A 16,631-nucleotide genomic window follows, 5' to 3' on the forward strand; every position below is an offset into this window, starting at 1 on the left:
CCGGCGGCGGTGCGCGGGTCAGCGCCGGCGCTCGGCCAGCTCCAGCACCCGCCGGGCTCCCGCGACCACCGCCGCGTCCACGAACCGGCCGTCCGGCAGTGCCAGCGCCCCGCCGCCCTCCGCGGTGGCCGCCCGCACCGTCTCCCGCGCCGCCGCGATCTCCTGCGCCGAGGGGAGGTACGCGGCCTCGATGACCGGGAGCTGGCGGGGGTGGACCGCCGCCCGGCCCAGGAAGCCCAGCGCGCGGCCCCCCTCGCAGGACCGGGCCAGTCCCGCCAGGTCGTGGACGTCGGGGTAGACCGACTGCGGCGGCGGGGCGAGCCCGGCCGCGCGGGCGGCGACCACGGTCCGGCTGCGCGGCCAGGCCAGCCCCGCGTCGTCCCGCACCCCCAGCTCCCCGCACAGATCGGCCTCGCCGAGGGCGATCCCGCGCAGGGCCGGGTGCGCGGTGGCGATGGGGAAGGCGTGCTCGATGCCCAGCGCGGATTCGAGCAGGGCGTACAGCGCGGGGGTGGCGGGCAGGGCGCTCGTGGCGGCGGGGGCGAGGGTGGTGGTCCCGGCGGCCGCGGGCGACGGGGCGAGCGGGGCCGCGAGGGCGTGCCCGGCCGGGCGCCCGGCCCGTTCCGCGGCGTGGGGGAGGCGGTCGGGGACGAGCCCGGCCGCCGTCGTCGCCCAGCCGGCGGCGCGGTGGACGTCCGCCGGGCTCTGCACCTTGGGCAGCCGCAGACCGGCCAGGCCCGGCAGCGCGGCGAGGGTGCGGATCTCGGTCTCGGCGAGCGGGCCGTCCAGCGCATTGACGCGGACGTGGACCGGGCAGGGGCCGGGGCACGGATCGGCCAGCAGCCCGGCGGTGGCGCGCAGCGCGTGTTCCTTGCGGTCCGGGGCGACCGCGTCCTCCAGGTCGATCACCACCACATCGGCGCCCGAGCCGAGCGCCTTGGCGACCACCTCGGGGCGGTCCCCGGGAACGTACAGCCAGGTCAGCGGGGTCGGGGCGGCCGCGGGACGGGGCGTGGGGGAAGCCGGCCTCACAGCGCCCCCGCCGTGCGCAGCGCGTCGATCTCGGCGCCGGTCAGCCCGAGGCCGGTGAGCACCTCGTCGGTGTCCGCACCGTGGGGGCGTCCCGCCCAGCGGATGGCGCCCGGCGTCGCGGAGAGCCGGAAGGGGACGTTCTGCATCCGGACGGTGCCGAGTTCGTCGTCCGGCACCTCGGTGATCGAGTCCAGCGCCTGATACTGCGGATCCGTCATCACCTCGCGGATGTCGTAAATGGGCGCCACCGCCGCCTCGGCCTTCTCGAAGGCCGCCAGCACCTCGGCACGGTCGTGCCGGGCGATCCAGTCGGCGACCGCCCCGTCGAGCTCCTCGGCGTGCCGGGCACGTCCCGCGCCGGTCGCGAACCAGGGCTCGTCGATCACCTCGGGCCGGCCGACCAGCCGCATCACCCGCCCGGCGACCGACTCGGCCGAGGTGGAGACCGCCACCCAGGAGCCGTCGGCGGTGCGGTAGGTGTTGCGCGGCGCGACATTGGCGGAGCGGTTGCCGGTCCGCGGCTGGACGTGGCCGAGCTGGTCGTACCAGAGCGGCTGCGGGCCCAGGACGGTCAGCATCGGTTCGATCAGCGCCAGGTCCACGACCTGGCCGCGTCCGGTGGCCGCCCGCCCGTGCAGCGCGGCCATCACGGCGTACGAGGTGGTCAGCCCGGCGATCGCGTCGGCGAGACCGAACGGCGGCAGGGTCGGCGGCCCGTCCGGCTCGCCGGTGATCGCGGCGAAGCCGCTCATCGCCTCGGCCAGGGTGCCGAACCCCGGACGGTGGGCGTACGGGCCGAACTGCCCGAAGCCGGTGACCCGGGCCAGCACCAGCCCCGGATTGCGCGCGGACAGTTCCGCCCAGCCCAGCCCCCACCGCTCCAGGGTCCCGGGCCGGAAGTTCTCGACGACGACATCCGCCCCGGCGGCCAGCCGCAGCAGGACGTCCCGGCCGTCGGGGTGGGACAGATCGAGCGTGATGGTCTTCTTGTTGCGGCCGAGCAGCTTCCACCACAGCCCGATGCCGTCCTTGGCGGGCCCGTGGCCGCGCGACGGGTCGGGCCGCCGCGGATGCTCGACCTTGATCACCTCGGCGCCGTAGTCCCCCAGCAGGGTGGCGGCGAGCGGACCGGCGAACAGCGTGGCGAGGTCGAGCACCCGCAGCCCGGCGAGGGGACCGGAGGCGGGCGGTTCGGGGGCGGGCGGCTCGGAGGCGGCGCGGTCGCCGGCGCCGGGGCCGGGCCGCCCGGAGCGGGACGGGTCGGTCATGGTGCGGATGCCTCCGGTCGGTCGGGGGAGGGGGGTGGCACGGCCAGGGCGGCGGTACGGGCCGCGAGGGCGTCGAAGCCGATGCCGTCCAGGCCGCCGATGCTGGTGGCGAGCCGGCCGCGCAGCGGTGCGGTCCAGCGGGCGGGCAGCGCCCGGGGCGATCCGGCGAGCAGCCCGGCCAGCGAACCGGCCGTGGCGCCGTTGGAATCGGTGTCCCAACCGCCGGACACCGCACGGCAGATGGAGCCGGTGAAGTCGCCGTCGGCGTGGGTGAGCGCGGCGGCCAGCAGCGCCGCGTTCGGTACGGAGTGCACCCAGTGGTGGTGCCCGTAGGCGCGGTGCAGCCGGTCGACGACGCCGGCGAAGCCGTCCGGCGTACCGGTGGGCTCCTCGCGCGCGGCGGCGATTCCGCGGCGCACGGCCCGCGCGAGCCGGGAGCGCGGCGGGATCACGGCCAGCCCGGCCGCCAGCGCGCCGTGCACATCGGCGGTGCCGCCGGCCGCCTCGGCGAGCGCGGCGGCCGTGAACATCGCGTCGTAGACCCCGTTCGCGGTATGGCTGAGGGTGGCGTCCCGCCAGGCCAGCGCGGCGGCGGCCGCCGGGTCGCCGGGGTGGGTCCAGCCGAAGACGTCGGCGCGGATCCGCGCGCCGATCCACTCCCGGAACGGGTTGCGGTACCGCGCGGTGTGCGGCGGCTCGATGCCGTCCAGGAGGTTGCGGTACGCGAGCCGTTCGGCGGTGAAGGTGCGGCCGGCCGGGAGCGTGTCCAGCCACAGCCGCGCCACGTCGGCGGTGGTGAAGCCGTGGCCGTGGCGTTCGAGGAGCAGCACGCCGAGCAGCGGGTAGTTGAGGTCGTCGTCCTCGGGCATGCCGTCGATGTTCTCGGCGAGCGAGGTGGCGCGGCTGCGGCGGTTCCACGGGTAGCGCGCGGCCACCGCCGGATCGAGTCCCACCTCCGTGAAGTACGCGGCCGGCGGCCAGTTCCCGGTCGCGCGGGCGAGCGCGCGCACACCGCCGAGCGGCAGCTTCTCGACCGGCTTGCCGAGCAGGCAGCCGGCCGCCCGCCCGAGCCAGGCGGCCGCCAGACGGTCGGCCAGGGCGCGGCCGGCCGGCCGGGACCGGCGGCTCACCGGCGCCCAGGCCGCCCGAATGGCCGTCAGGTCGGTGGGCTCGTCGTCCTCCGACGGACAGGGCAGCAGGGCGAGTTCGTCGAGCAGTGTCCCGGCGAGGGCACGCAGGGCCGGGTCCGCCGGGCCGGGGGAGGCGCCCGCCCGGCCGGGTGCCGGGGATCCGCCCGCAGCCCGCCAGCGCCGCGCGATCCCGGCGGCGTCCCGGCCGTCCTCGGCCGCCTGCCGCAGCTCATGGCCGATCAGGTCCTCGGGCTGCACCCAGGTCACCCGGAGCCCGGCGGCCGGGGGCCGGGCGAGGTCCGCGGTAACCGTCACCGCCCGCCCGCCTCCGTCATCGCGGGGATGGCCGTGATCGCGGTGAAGGCCTGCTCGTGGGTGCGGGCGCGGGCCCGGTCCCGGGTGAAGACCTCGCGGGCGACGGCCGCCAGCGCGGCCCCGGGCGCCTGCAGGTCGAGGCGGCTGGCGCGGGCGACCTCCTCGCTCCACTCGGCCGGCACCGCCGCCGCGCCGCGCAGCGCCCCGACGAGCGCACCGCTCATCGTGGCGATCGAGTCGCAGTCGCGGCCGTAGTTGACCGAGCCGAGGACCGTGGCCCGGAAGTCGCCGCCGCCGATCAGCACCATGCCCAGGGCGATGGGGAGTTCCTCGACGGCGTGCAGCCGCGAGGGGCGCCGGGCGCCGAGCGACGGGTTGCGGTAGTCCGGGCCCACCGTGTCGAACGGGGCGATCGCCGCACGCAGCGGCAGCAGCGCCGACTCGGGGTCGGTGAGCGTCGCCGCGGCCTCGCAGACCGCCTCGATCGCGGCGCGGGTGCCGTCCTTGGCCAGCCGCAGCGCCTGGACGACGACCGAGGACGGGGTGGCGTCCGGCAGGAACGCGGCCGCCACCGCCGCCGCGAACACCCCCGCCGCCTCCCGCCCGTAGGAGGACTGATGGGCGGCGGAGATGTCCAGCGCCTCGGCGTACGCCCGGTCCGGATTGCCGGCGTTGACGATGCCGACCGGCGCCATGTACATCGCCGCACCGCAGTTGACGATGTTTCCGACGCCCGCCTCGCGCGGGTCCGCGTGCCCGTAGTGGAGCCGCGCCACGATCCACTTCTCGGCGAGGAAGATCCGCTGCAGCGGCAGCGCCTCGGTCTCCAGCTCCGGGATCCAGCGCGGGGTGCCGATCAGGTCCGGTACGAGGTGGTCGGCGATGTCGTAGGCGTCGAGGTGGTCGCGCACCGCTTCGTAGACCCGCACCAGTGCGTGCGTCATCAAGGTGTCGTCGGTGACGTGCCCGTCGCCCTTGTGGTACGGCGCGATCGGGCGGGCGGTGCGCCAGTCGTCGTGGAACGGTCCGACGATGCCGCCGACCCGGCCGCCGTGCCGTTTGACGATCTCCTCCGGTGACCAGCCCTCCACGGGCCCGCCGAGCGCGTCGCCGACGGCGGCCCCGACCAGGGCGCCGACCGCCCGGTCCTCCAGGGACGGCGGGGCGGTGACGACGGGCGGCACCGGACGCGGGGGCGCCGGGGCGGTGACCGGGGCGGCGGTGGCGGCCGGCGCGTCGGCGGGGTGCGGTGCGGCCGGTGTCCGCTCGCTTGCGTGGGTCATGTGCGGGTGAGTCCTTCCACGGTGGGGGAGAGCGCGGCCGGCAGGACGCCGGGGACGGCATGGGCGAGGACCGGGGCGAGGTCCGGCCCCGCGGCTTCGGGGGCGGTCAGCTCCGTACGGGCGAGCAGCCCGGCCAGCTCCACGAGGTCCGTGCCGGCCAGCCGGGGCAGCGCACAGCCGGACAGCACCCGGCAGGCATCGCGCCAGGTGCGGGGCAGGGCGCGGGCGCCGCCGAGCACGCCGGTCAGCGCCCCGGCCAGGGCCGGCGCGGAGTCGGCGACCCGGGAGAGACAGGCGGCGGCCGGTACCGCCTCGGCGACCAGCCCGTCCGCCGCCAGCGCGAGCGCCAGCGCCACGGGGACGGTCTCGGCCGCGGCGATGCCGTAGCTGTAGACGTGATCGACGATCTCGTGCTCCAGCACGGGCACCAGGGCGAAGGCGGTGCCGGGGCGGCCCCGGCCGCCAGGTGCGAAGGCCCGGGCGAGACGGACCGCGTGCAGGGCGTTGCGGCGGATCTCGGTGCCCTCGGGAAGCTGGTCCAGGGCCGCTTCCACACAGCCGTCCGCGGCCGCGCCGCCCAGCGCTGCCGCGACCGCGGCGGCCATCGCGCGGGCCCCGTGCACCCCGTCGCCGTCCTGGGTGTAGCGCGCGTCGTACTCGGCCAGGTCCGCGGCCGCGGACGGCTCGCCCGGGTGCACCACGGCCAGTACGGCGGCGCGCACACAGGCCGCGTCGTCGAAGAAGTGCGGGTTGTCGTGGCCGGTGGCGGGCGGCCGCAGCCCGGCGGCGAGGTTGCCGAGCCCGGCCCGTACCGAGATCCGGGCGCGCAGCGGCAGCACCGCCGACTCCACCTCCAGGGCCCGGTCGGCGGCCGCGGCGACCTCACCGGCCAGGGCGTTCCAGGCGAGGTCGATCGCGGCGCGCATCCGGCGCCCCCGGCCCAGGTCGCTGAGGAGCGCACCGGCCGCGGTGAGCACCGACTCGGCGGTGAAGGCCGCCCACTCGGCGTCGTCGGAGGGGCCCAGCCGCAGGGGTTCGGGCGGCTGGTTCAGCGCGATCGGCACCGGCAGCGTCGTGGTCGCGTTCTGCTCGGCGAAGGTGTCCAGCTCACGGGTCAGCCGACGGGTCCACTCCGGCATCCGCGCCGCCCGGTGCCGGGCCGCCGGCCACCCGGCGGCGTCGCCCGCGGCCAGCCCGAGCAGCAGCCCTTCGATTCGGCCGCGGGCGCCGGCGGTGTCCCGGGGATCGCCCGGGGCCGGTGCGGCGGCGTCCCGACCGGCCCGCCCGCCGTTCATCCGGACCCCGCGCCGGCCCCGACGCCGGTGCCGACGGGGCGGGGCCGCTCGGTGCGCACCGGCGCCGGCGCCCCGGCCGCCCGCGGCGCGAGCAGGTCCGCGATGTCCAGGACGTGGTAGCCCGCCATCGACGGCAGGCAGCTGCCGCGTGCCGGGCCGATGGCCCCCGCCCAGGCCTCGGGGATCGCGGCGGCGCCGCAGAGCGCACCGGCCAGCGCACCGGCCACGGCCGCGGTGGTGTCGGCGTCGCGCCCCATGTTGACCGCGGTCAGCACCGCGCCGGAGAAGTCGCCGCGGGCCGCCGCGAAGGCGCCGAAGGCCAGGCCGACGGCCTCGGGCGCCAGATCCGTCCACGGGTAGCCGCCCACCACGACCGCCGAGCGCACCGCCCGCTCGGTGCCGAGCTGGGTGAGGCCCGGGTCGTACCGCGAGCGCTGGGCGGCGCCGACCGCCCGGCGCAGCGAGCGGGCCGTCCAGGAGTCCTCCGGCACGACGGACAACGCGGCGGCGATCACCGCGTCGATGTTGGGGGTCCGGTCGGGCGCGGGAGTCCCCTCGGGCAGGGGGGTCCTCCCGGGCATGGGGGTCCCCCCGGTCGAACGGAGTGGGGACTGGGGGAGGAGTTGCGAGTGGGGGAGGGGCTGGGACTGGGGGAGGCGTGGAGACTGCGCGACCGCCGACGGTCCGTGGGGGAGGGCGACCATGGCGGCCGCGACCCCGGCGGCCACCGCCCGGCCGCCGTAGATCCCCTCCCCGTCGTGGCTGACCGTGCCGTCGATGGCGACCAGCCGGGCGGCCTCGGCGGGCCGGCCGGCGGCGAACACCCCGAACGGCGCGGCGCGCATCGCCAGCCCGTCGCTCCAGGCGTGCCGGTGCTGGGCGGAGATCGGGGCGGCCAGGCCCCGGCGCAGGTTCTCCAGGGTGCCGCGCTCGCTGAAGCCCGCGCCGCGGAACGGCCCCTCGTCACGGTCGGCGATCCACTGGTGCCATGCGGCCTCGACGTGCGCGACGGTCAGCGCCGAGCCGTGCGCGGCGAGCAGCAGCCCCGAGAAGATCGCGTACTCGGTGTCGTCGGTGCCGGCCGGGTCGTCCTCGACGTAGCCCTCGATCCGGCCCCAGCGGGCGCGGATCTGCGAGGGCTTCATGTTCTCCGCCGGGGCGCCGAGCGCATCGCCGACGGCGAGCCCGAGCAGCGCGCCCCGGGCCCGGTCGCGCATCGTGTCGTCCGCGGCGGCGGGCCCGGCCGGATCCGCGGGCGGGGAGTGCGCTGCGCTCATGGTGCGTGCCGTTCTGTACGGGCCGGAGCGCCGCCAGGGACCACGGGGCGCCGGCCGGCTGGGGACCGCTGCGCTGTATCCGTGCCACGCGGCGGCCCGGCTCTCCTGTCCCGGGCGGCAGGGTCACCCGGTCGACTCCCTCGGACGGCACCCGGGAGCGGACCGCACGGCGGCCCGAAAAGGGGGTGTGACCCGGATCTCATCGCCGACCTCGGGGAAAAAGCGCAGGTCAGCGCGGTAAGTTCGGCCTTCCTTGCTAGCGGCGGAGGGTAATGCCCGCATAGCTTCGAGGTGTTGGAGGGGGAAGTGCCGCCATCGGCCCACACCTCGCTGCAGGGAGTAGGTACCGATATGTCCGTCATGGAGATCATGGATGCCGCGGCGCCGACGCACGCCGCGCACCGCGACAACCACACCCACCGCGATGTGAACGGTGGCTGGCTGCGCCCCGCCGTCTTCGGCGCGATGGACGGGCTGGTCTCGAACCTCGCCCTGATGACGGGTGTCGCCGGCGGGGCGCTCTCGCAGCAGACGATCATCATCACGGGTCTGGCGGGCCTGGCCGCTGGCGCCTTCTCGATGGCCGCGGGGGAGTACACCTCGGTCGCCTCGCAGCGTGAGCTGGTGCAGGCCGAGCTGGATGTCGAGCGGGCCGAGCTGCGCAAGCACCCGAAGGACGAGCTGGAGGAGCTGGCGGCGCTCTACACCTCGCGCGGCGTCGAGCCGGCGCTCGCCCGGCAGGTCGCGGAGCAGCTGTCCAGGGACCCGGAGCAGGCACTGGAGATCCATGCCCGCGAGGAGTTGGGCATCGACCCCTCCGACCTTCCTTCTCCCACCGTTGCCGCGGTGTCCTCCTTCGGATCGTTTGCTCTGGGTGCCCTACTGCCTGTCCTTCCTTATCTGTTGGGGGCGTCCGCGATCTGGCCCGCGGTACTGCTGGCGCTGGTCGGACTCTTTGCCTGCGGGGCTGTTGTGGCGCGGGTGACGGCGCGTTCCTGGTGGTTCAGCGGACTGCGGCAGCTGGCCCTCGGTGGCGCGGCCGCGGGTGTGACGTACGTCCTGGGAGCACTCTTCGGAACCGTCGTAGGCTGACGTGTCATACGGGTGACTGCATAATTACCGCGTTACCCAGCGGTTTCGTTTTGTTGACGACCGGGCATAAGGCCCAGGCGTCGCGGGCAACGTCGCTCGCCGAACGCCGCCTTGTGGGACGGCCTGGATTCCGTCCGTGCACTGACTCACCGCCCGTGCGGTGTCCGCATGTTGGAAGCCCCTTTTCGCTTTTTGAGAAGGGAGTCATCCTGTAACCTGCACGAAATTTCGCGGAGGGCCAACGTCGTCCCTCGGCAATGCCTATGCCACGACGACGTTGGGAGAGCCGATGCGTCTCGCGTCCACGCACTCCGCGACCACCAGCAGCGCCAGCGCCGCCGCCTGGTCGCCCATGGACGGCCGCCCTGCCCAGCAGGGCATGTACGACCCGCGCAACGAGCACGACGCCTGCGGCGTCGGCTTTGTGGCCACCCTCACCGGCGAGGCCAGCCACGCACTGGTCGAGCAGGCACTCACCGTCCTGACGAATCTGGAGCACCGCGGTGCCACCGGCTCCGAGCCCGACTCGGGCGACGGCGCCGGCATCCTGCTCCAGGTGCCGGACGCGTTTCTCCGCGAGAACGTCACCTTCGAGCTCCCCGACGCCGGCGCCTACGCCGTCGGCATCGCCTTCCTGCCGTCCGATGCCCAGGAAGCGGCCGACGCCGTCTCGCGCATCGAGACGATCGCCGGTGAAGAGGGCCTGGACGTCATCGGCTGGCGGGTGGTCCCGGTCGCCCCGCAGCTGCTCGGCAACGGCGCCCGCGCCACCATGCCGGCCTTCTCCCAGATCTTCGTCGGCGACGGCAAGAACACCGGTCTGGCGCTGGACCGCAAGGCCTTCGCGCTGCGCAAGCGCGCCGAGCGGGAGGCCGGGGTCTACTTCCCGTCGCTGTCCGCCCGGACGATCGTCTACAAGGGCATGCTGACCACCGGCCAGCTGGAGCCCTTCTTCCCGGACCTGTCCGACCGCCGCTTCGCCACCGCCGTCGCGCTGGTCCACTCGCGGTTCTCCACCAACACCTTCCCGAGCTGGCCGCTCGCCCACCCGTACCGCTTCGTCGCGCACAACGGCGAGATCAACACGGTCAAGGGCAACCGCAACTGGATGCGGGCCCGCGAGTCGCAGCTCGCCACCAAGCTCTTCGGCAAGGAGAACGCCGAGAACCTGGAGCGGCTGTTCCCGGTCTGCACCCCGGACGCCTCCGACTCCGCCTCCTTCGACGAGGTCCTGGAGCTGCTCCACCTCGGCGGCCGCTCGCTGCCGCACTCCGTGCTGATGATGGTCCCCGAGGCGTGGGAGAACTCCCCCTCCATGGACCCGGCCCGGCGCGCCTTCTACCAGTACCACTCCACGATGATGGAGCCCTGGGACGGCCCGGCCTGCGTCACCTTCACCGACGGCACCCAGGTCGGCGCGGTCCTCGACCGCAACGGTCTGCGCCCCGGCCGCTACTGGGTCACCGACGACGGCCTGGTCGTGCTCTCCTCCGAGGTCGGCGTCCTGGACATCGACCCCGCCAAGGTCGTCCGCAAGGGCCGTCTGCAGCCCGGCCGGATGTTCCTGGTGGACACCGCCGAGGGCCGCATCATCGAGGACGACGAGATCAAGGCCCAGCTCGCCGCCGAGCAGCCCTACCAGGAGTGGCTGGACTCCGGTCTGATCGAGCTGGCGGACCTGCCCGAGCGCGAGCACATCGTGCACACCCACGCCTCGGTCACCCGCCGCCAGCAGACCTTCGGCTACACCGAGGAAGAGCTCCGCGTCATCCTCGCCCCGATGGCCAAGGCCGGTGCCGAGCCCATCGGCTCGATGGGCACCGACTCGCCGATCGCCGCGCTGTCCGAGCGCCCCCGGCTGCTCTTCGACTACTTCACCCAGCTCTTCGCGCAGGTCACCAACCCGCCGCTGGACGCCATCCGCGAGGAGCTCGTCACCTCGCTGATCTCCTCCCTCGGCCCCCAGGGCAACCTGCTGGAGCCCACCGCGGCCTCCTGCCGCAGCGTGACCCTGCCCTTCCCGGTCATCGACAACGACGAGCTGGCCAAGCTCGTCCACATCAACGCCGACGGCGACATGCCCGGCATGAAGGCCGTGACCCTCTCCGGCCTCTACCGGGTCTCCGGCGGCGGCGAGTCGCTGGCCGCCCGGATCGAGGAGATCTGCGCCGAGGCCGACGCCGCCATCGACGACGGCGCCCGGCTGATCGTGCTCTCCGACCGCCACTCCGACGCCGAGCACGCGCCGATCCCGTCGCTGCTGCTCACCGCCGCGGTCCACCACCACCTCATCGGCACCAAGGAGCGCACCCAGGTCGGTCTGCTCGTCGAGGCCGGCGATGTGCGCGAGGTGCACCACGTCGCGCTGCTCATCGGCTTCGGTGCCGCGGCCGTCAACCCGTACCTGGCCATGGAGTCGGTCGAGGACCTGGTCCGCGCCGGCACCTTCCTGCCGGGCATCGAGGCCGAGGCCGCCATCAAGAACCTGATCAAGGCGCTCGGCAAGGGCGTCCTGAAGGTCATGTCCAAGATGGGCATCTCCACCGTCGCCTCCTACCGGGGCGCGCAGGTCTTCGAGGCCGTCGGCCTGGACGAGGAGTTCGTCGCCCGGTACTTCCACGGCACCGCCACCAAGATCGGCGGCGCGGGCCTGGACGTCATCGCCAAGGAGGTCGCGGCGCGGCACGCCAAGGCCTACCCCGCCTCCGGCATCGCCGCCACGCACCGCGCGCTGGAGATCGGCGGCGAGTACCAGTGGCGCCGCGAGGGCGAGCCGCACCTCTTCGACCCGGACACCGTCTTCCGGCTCCAGCACTCCACCCGCTCGCGCCGCTACGACATCTTCAAGCAGTACACGGACCGGGTGAACGAGCAGTCCGAGCGGCTGATGACGCTGCGCGGCCTGTTCTCCTTCGCCGCCGACCGCCCCTCGATCCCGATCGAGGAGGTCGAGCCGGCGTCCGAGATCGTCAAGCGCTTCTCCACCGGCGCCATGTCGTACGGCTCCATCTCCCAGGAGGCGCACGAGACCCTCGCCATCGCCATGAACCAGCTGGGCGGCAAGTCCAACACCGGTGAGGGCGGCGAGGACCCCGAGCGGCTCTACGACCCGGCGCGCCGCTCCTCCATCAAGCAGGTCGCCTCCGGCCGCTTCGGTGTGACGTCCGAGTACCTGGTCAACTCCGACGACATCCAGATCAAGATGGCCCAGGGCGCCAAGCCCGGCGAGGGCGGCCAGCTGCCCGGCCACAAGGTCTACCCGTGGGTCGCCAAGACCCGGCACTCCACCCCGGGCGTCGGCCTGATCTCCCCGCCGCCGCACCACGACATCTACTCCATCGAGGATCTGGCCCAGCTGATCCACGACCTCAAGAACGCCAACCCGGCCGCCCGCATCCACGTGAAGCTGGTCTCCGAGGTCGGCGTCGGCACGGTCGCCGCGGGCGTCTCCAAGGCGCACGCGGACGTGGTCCTGATCTCCGGCCACGACGGCGGTACGGGCGCTTCGCCGCTCACCTCGCTCAAGCACGCGGGCGGCCCCTGGGAGCTGGGCCTGGCCGAGACCCAGCAGACGCTGCTGCTCAACGGCCTGCGCGACCGGATCGTGGTGCAGACCGACGGCCAGCTCAAGACCGGCCGCGACGTCGTCATCGCCGCCCTGCTGGGCGCCGAGGAGTTCGGCTTCGCCACCGCACCGCTGGTCGTCTCCGGCTGCGTCATGATGCGCGTGTGCCACCTCGACACCTGCCCGGTCGGCATCGCCACCCAGAACCCGACGCTGCGCGAGCGGTTCAGCGGTAAGGCCGAGTACATCGTCAACTTCTTCCAGTTCATCGCCGAAGAGGTCCGTGAGCTGCTGGCCGAGCTGGGCTTCCGCACCCTCGACGAGGCCATCGGCCACGCCGAGCTGCTGAACACCTCCCGCGCGGTGGACCACTGGAAGGCGCAGGGCCTGGACCTGGCCCCGCTGCTGCACGTCCCCGAGCTGGCCGAGGGCGCCGTCCGCCACCAGGTCATCGAGCAGGACCACGGCCTGGAGAAGGCGCTCGACAACGAGCTGATCAAGCTCGCCGCCGACGCCCTGGCCGCGGACACCGCCGAGGCCGCCCAGCCGGTGCGGGCGCAGATCGCGATCCGGAACATCAACCGGACCGTCGGCACCATGCTCGGCCACGAGGTCACCAAGAAGTTCGGTGGCGCCGGTCTGCCCGACGACACCATCGACATCACCTTCACCGGCTCGGCCGGCCAGTCCTTCGGCGCGTTCCTGCCGCGCGGCGTCACGCTGCGCCTGGAGGGCGACGCCAACGACTACGTCGGCAAGGGCCTGTCCGGCGGCCGGGTCGTGGTCCGCCCGGACCGCGGCGCCGACCACCTCGCCGAGTACTCCACCATCGCCGGCAACACCCTCGCCTACGGCGCCACCGGCGGCGAGCTGTACCTGCGCGGCCGGGTCGGCGAGCGCTTCTGCGTCCGCAACTCCGGTGCCACGGTGGTCTCCGAGGGCGTCGGCGACCACGGCTGCGAGTACATGACCGGCGGCAACGCGGTCGTCCTGGGCGAGACGGGCCGCAACTTCGCGGCCGGCATGTCCGGCGGCTTCGCCTACGTCATCGACCTCGACAAGGCCAACGTCAACAAGGAGCTCGTCGACGCGGTGAACCCGCTGGACGACGCCGACAAGCAGTGGCTGCACGACGTCGTGCAGCGCCACCAGGAGGAGACCGGCTCGACCGTCGCCGCCAAGCTCCTCGCCGACTGGGATGCCGCGGCCGCGCGCTTCAGCAAGGTCATCCCGCCCACCTACCAGGCAGTGCTCGTCGCCAAGGACGCCGCTGAGCAGGCCGGACTTTCCGAGTCCGAGACCCACGAGAAGATGATGGAGGCGGCGACCAATGGCTGACCCCAAGGGCTTCCTGAACCACGAGCGCGAGATCGCCAAGACCCGCCCCGTCGAGGAGCGCGTCAAGGACTGGAACGAGGTCTACCAGCCCGGCTCCCTGCTGCCGATCATCAGCAAGCAGGCGTCGCGCTGCATGGACTGCGGCATCCCGTTCTGCCACAACGGCTGCCCGCTCGGGAACCTCATCCCCGAGTGGAACGACTACGCCTACCGCGAGGACTGGACCGAGGCCAGCGAGCGGCTGCACGCGACCAACAACTTCCCGGAGTTCACCGGCCGTCTGTGCCCCGCGCCCTGTGAGGCCGCCTGTGTGCTGGGCATCAACCAGCCGCCGGTGACCATCAAGAACGTCGAGGTCTCCATCATCGACAAGGCGTGGGACAACGGCGACGTCACCCCGCAGCCGCCCGAGCGCCTCTCCGGCAAGACCGTCGCCGTCATCGGCTCCGGTCCGGCAGGCCTGGCCGCCGCCCAGCAGCTGACCCGGGCCGGCCACACCGTCGCCGTCTACGAGCGCGCGGACCGTATCGGCGGTCTCCTCCGCTACGGCATCCCCGAGTTCAAGATGGAGAAGCGCCACATCAACCGCCGCATCGAGCAGATGCGCGCGGAGGGCACCAAGTTCCGCACCGAGGTGGAGATCGGCCGGGACCTCGACGCGAAGAAGCTGCGCAAGCGCTACGACGCCGTCGTCATCGCCGCCGGTGCCACCACCTCCCGCGACCTGCCGGTGCCCGGCCGGGAACTCAACGGCATCCACTTCGCGATGGAGTACCTCCCGCTGGCCAACAAGGTGCAGGAGGGGGACCTGACGGTCGCCCCGATCAGCGCCGAGGGCAAGCACGTGGTCGTCATCGGCGGCGGCGACACCGGCGCGGACTGCGTCGGCACCGCCCACCGCCAGGGCGCGGCCTCCGTCACCCAGCTGGAGATCATGGGCAAGCCGGGCGACGAGCGGAACCCCAACCAGCCCTGGCCGACCTTCCCGATGCTCTACAAGGTCACCTCCGCGCACGAGGAGGGCGGCGAGCGGATCTACTCCGTCTCCACCACCCACTTCGAGGGCGACGAGGAGGGCAACGTCCAGTGGCTGCACCTGACCGAGGTGGAGTTCAAGGACGGCCGTCCGGAGCCGAAGCCGGGCACCGAGCGGAAGATCCCGGCCCAGCTGGTCACCCTCGCCATGGGCTTCACCGGCACCGACCGGGAGAACGGCCTGGTCGAGCAGTTCGGCCTGGAGCTCGACGAGCGCGGCAACATCGCCCGCGACACGGAGTTCGCCACCAACGTCCCCGGCGTGTACGTCGCCGGTGACGCGGGCCGCGGCCAGTCGCTGATCGTGTGGGCCATCGCCGAGGGCCGTTCCGCGGCCAAGGGCGTGGACCGCTTCCTGACCGGAGCCAGCGCCCTGCCGGCACCCATCAAGCCGACGGACCGCGCACTGACCGTGTGATCCGTCCCCCGATGTCCCGTACAACGTCGTGCGGAACAACCGCGGCGCCTGTCCCCCTCCCCCGACCGGGAGGGCAGGCGCCGCGGGCATGTGCCGCGGGGCCCGGTCCGACGGACCCGGCCCCGCGGCACAGGTGCGTCACCCGCCGCCGCTCGGGGCGGGGAAGCGCCGTTCCCGCTGCCGCGCCCTCTCCGGCGCGGGCACCGGCACGGCCTGCGGCGGGGGAGTGCCCGACGGCCGGAAATCGTGCACCGGCGGATGCCAGGTCTCCAGCTCGCCCACCGGGCCGCTCACCGGCAGCACCCACCGCGGATCGGCGTGCACCCGCAGCACCTGCGCCTCGATCCGCGTCCACGCCCCGTCGGTGACCGTCCGCCCCCCGACCCGGCGGGCCTCCAACTGCACCGGGCAGTGGGCGAGTCGGGGCGGCCGCACCAGTTCGGACGGTTCCGTCCACGGCGCGCCCGCGCACGGCACGGCGCTCGTCCCCTCCTCGGCCCCCGCCGCGTCCGGCGGCAGATTGAACACCACGTCAGGGCGCACCGCGAGGTTCTGCGCGGTCCGGCCGCGCGACGGCAGCCAGACGCTGACGACCGGCCCCAGCTCCCAGCGGATGCGCAGCTCGACCAGGACGAACGTCCCGTCGTCGTTCTCCGTGGACAGCAGCGCCGGGGCGACCGAACTGCTCTTCTCCAGCGCGACCTTCATGGCCCCGAGGATAGAAGCCGGATGATTCGGTGCTCACCGAAATGTGATCAGAGGTTACTCTGTGTAGATGAAACGATGGGACGCCGATCAGGAAAGCGTCGCGGAAACCCCCGATCTGGCCGCCCTCGCGGCGCTGCTCGCGGACCGCACCCGTGCCGCCATCTGCATGGCCCTGCTCGACGGCGGCGCCTGGACGGCCGGCGAACTGGCCGAGTACGCCGCCGTGGCGCCGTCCACCACCACCGAACACCTCAACCTCCTGGTCTCCGGCGGCCTGCTCGCCGAGGAGCGCCGGGGACGGCGGCGTTACGTGCGCCTGGCCGGACCGGAGGCCGCGGAGACCCTGGAGAACCTCGCCGGCCTCGCCCCGTACCGCCGGGTCCCGGTCCGCTCCCTGGCCGAGGCCAACCACCGCAGGGCCCTGCACCACGCCCGCACGTGCTACGACCACATCGCCGGGGCGCTCGGCGTCGCCATCGTCGAGGCGATGTCCGAACGCGGCCTACTGGGGCGGGACGACGGCCCGGTGCTGACCGCGGCGGGCGCCGCCTGGCTGACCGGCCTCGGCGTCCCCGACGCCGGCCCCCCGACCGCCCACCGGGCCCATGTCCGCACCTGCCTCGACTGGACGGTGCGCCGCCGGCACCTCTCCGGCGCGGTCGGCGCCGCCCTCTACCGGCACGCCCTCGAACACGGCTGGGTCGTCAAGGCCGTTGCCACCCGCATCCTCACCGTCACCGCGGCGGGGCGCACGGCCTTCCGCGCCCAGCTCGGGCTGCCCGACGAGGCGCTGTTCCCCTCCCTCGCCCTCGCCCCGCCCCGCGCCTGACCGTCCGGCTCCCGGTCCTGGCCCCGGTCCTCACCCCGGGGCCTGG

Annotated in this window: 11 protein-coding genes; 4 read left to right on the top strand and 7 right to left on the bottom strand. The window is 74.2% G+C overall.

Annotated elements, in window-relative coordinates:
• Positions 1-18 precede the first annotated feature (18 nt).
• From AB0411_RS23820 to AB0411_RS23845, 6 genes are read right to left on the bottom strand one after another with little or no spacing between them, the layout of a single operon-like run.
• Positions 19-1,032, bottom strand: coding sequence for an HpcH/HpaI aldolase/citrate lyase family protein (locus AB0411_RS23820; protein WP_366419311.1), 1,014 nt, complete (start codon positions 1,030-1,032; stop codon positions 19-21).
• Complete coding sequence (locus tag AB0411_RS23825; RefSeq protein WP_366419312.1) at positions 1,029-2,300, bottom strand: CaiB/BaiF CoA transferase family protein; 1,272 nt, start codon at positions 2,298-2,300, stop codon at positions 1,029-1,031. Before AB0411_RS23825 ends, AB0411_RS23820 begins: the two co-directional genes overlap by 4 nt.
• Entirely contained in the window at positions 2,297-3,745 is a 1,449-nt protein-coding gene (locus AB0411_RS23830) for an ADP-ribosylglycohydrolase family protein (RefSeq protein ID WP_366419313.1), read from the bottom strand. The genes AB0411_RS23825 and AB0411_RS23830 overlap by 4 nt, the downstream gene beginning before the upstream one ends.
• Entirely contained in the window at positions 3,742-5,028 is a 1,287-nt protein-coding gene (locus AB0411_RS23835; protein WP_366419314.1) for an ADP-ribosylglycohydrolase family protein, read from the bottom strand. Before AB0411_RS23835 ends, AB0411_RS23830 begins: the two co-directional genes overlap by 4 nt.
• Positions 5,025-6,323 carry an ADP-ribosylglycohydrolase family protein gene (locus AB0411_RS23840; protein ID WP_366419315.1) on the bottom strand — a complete coding sequence of 433 codons (1,299 nt, stop codon included), beginning with the start codon at positions 6,321-6,323 and terminating at the stop codon, positions 5,025-5,027. Before AB0411_RS23840 ends, AB0411_RS23835 begins: the two co-directional genes overlap by 4 nt.
• Positions 6,320-7,540: an ADP-ribosylglycohydrolase family protein gene (locus AB0411_RS23845; protein WP_366419392.1), complete on the bottom strand. Its 1,221-nt coding sequence runs from the start codon at positions 7,538-7,540 to the stop codon at positions 6,320-6,322. Before AB0411_RS23845 ends, AB0411_RS23840 begins: the two co-directional genes overlap by 4 nt.
• A gap of 420 nt (positions 7,541-7,960) precedes the next feature.
• Between AB0411_RS23845 and AB0411_RS23850 the strand changes: the two genes are divergently transcribed.
• From AB0411_RS23850 to AB0411_RS23860, 3 genes are all read left to right on the top strand, one after another.
• Positions 7,961-8,692 (top strand): VIT1/CCC1 transporter family protein, encoded by a 732-nt coding sequence (locus AB0411_RS23850; protein ID WP_366419393.1) that lies wholly within the window; start codon positions 7,961-7,963, stop codon positions 8,690-8,692.
• 289 nt (positions 8,693-8,981) lie between these two features.
• Entirely contained in the window at positions 8,982-13,595 is a 4,614-nt protein-coding gene (gene gltB, locus AB0411_RS23855) for a glutamate synthase large subunit (protein WP_366419316.1), read from the top strand.
• Positions 13,588-15,048 carry a glutamate synthase subunit beta gene (locus AB0411_RS23860; RefSeq protein WP_366419317.1) on the top strand — a complete coding sequence of 487 codons (1,461 nt, stop codon included), beginning with the start codon at positions 13,588-13,590 and terminating at the stop codon, positions 15,046-15,048. The genes gltB and AB0411_RS23860 overlap by 8 nt, the downstream gene beginning before the upstream one ends.
• A gap of 138 nt (positions 15,049-15,186) precedes the next feature.
• Here the strand turns inward: AB0411_RS23860 and AB0411_RS23865 are convergent, their stop codons facing one another.
• Complete coding sequence (locus AB0411_RS23865) at positions 15,187-15,756, bottom strand: hypothetical protein (protein ID WP_366419318.1); 570 nt, start codon at positions 15,754-15,756, stop codon at positions 15,187-15,189.
• Between the two features lie 67 nt (positions 15,757-15,823).
• Here AB0411_RS23865 and AB0411_RS23870 point away from each other — a divergent pair, with 67 nt between their 5' ends.
• Complete coding sequence (locus tag AB0411_RS23870; RefSeq protein ID WP_366419319.1) at positions 15,824-16,585, top strand: winged helix-turn-helix domain-containing protein; 762 nt, start codon at positions 15,824-15,826, stop codon at positions 16,583-16,585.
• The last annotated feature ends 46 nt before the right edge of the window (positions 16,586-16,631 follow it).

Source organism: Streptomyces angustmyceticus, from assembly GCF_040701845.1.
GTDB lineage: Bacteria > Actinomycetota > Actinomycetes > Streptomycetales > Streptomycetaceae > Streptomyces > Streptomyces angustmyceticus_A.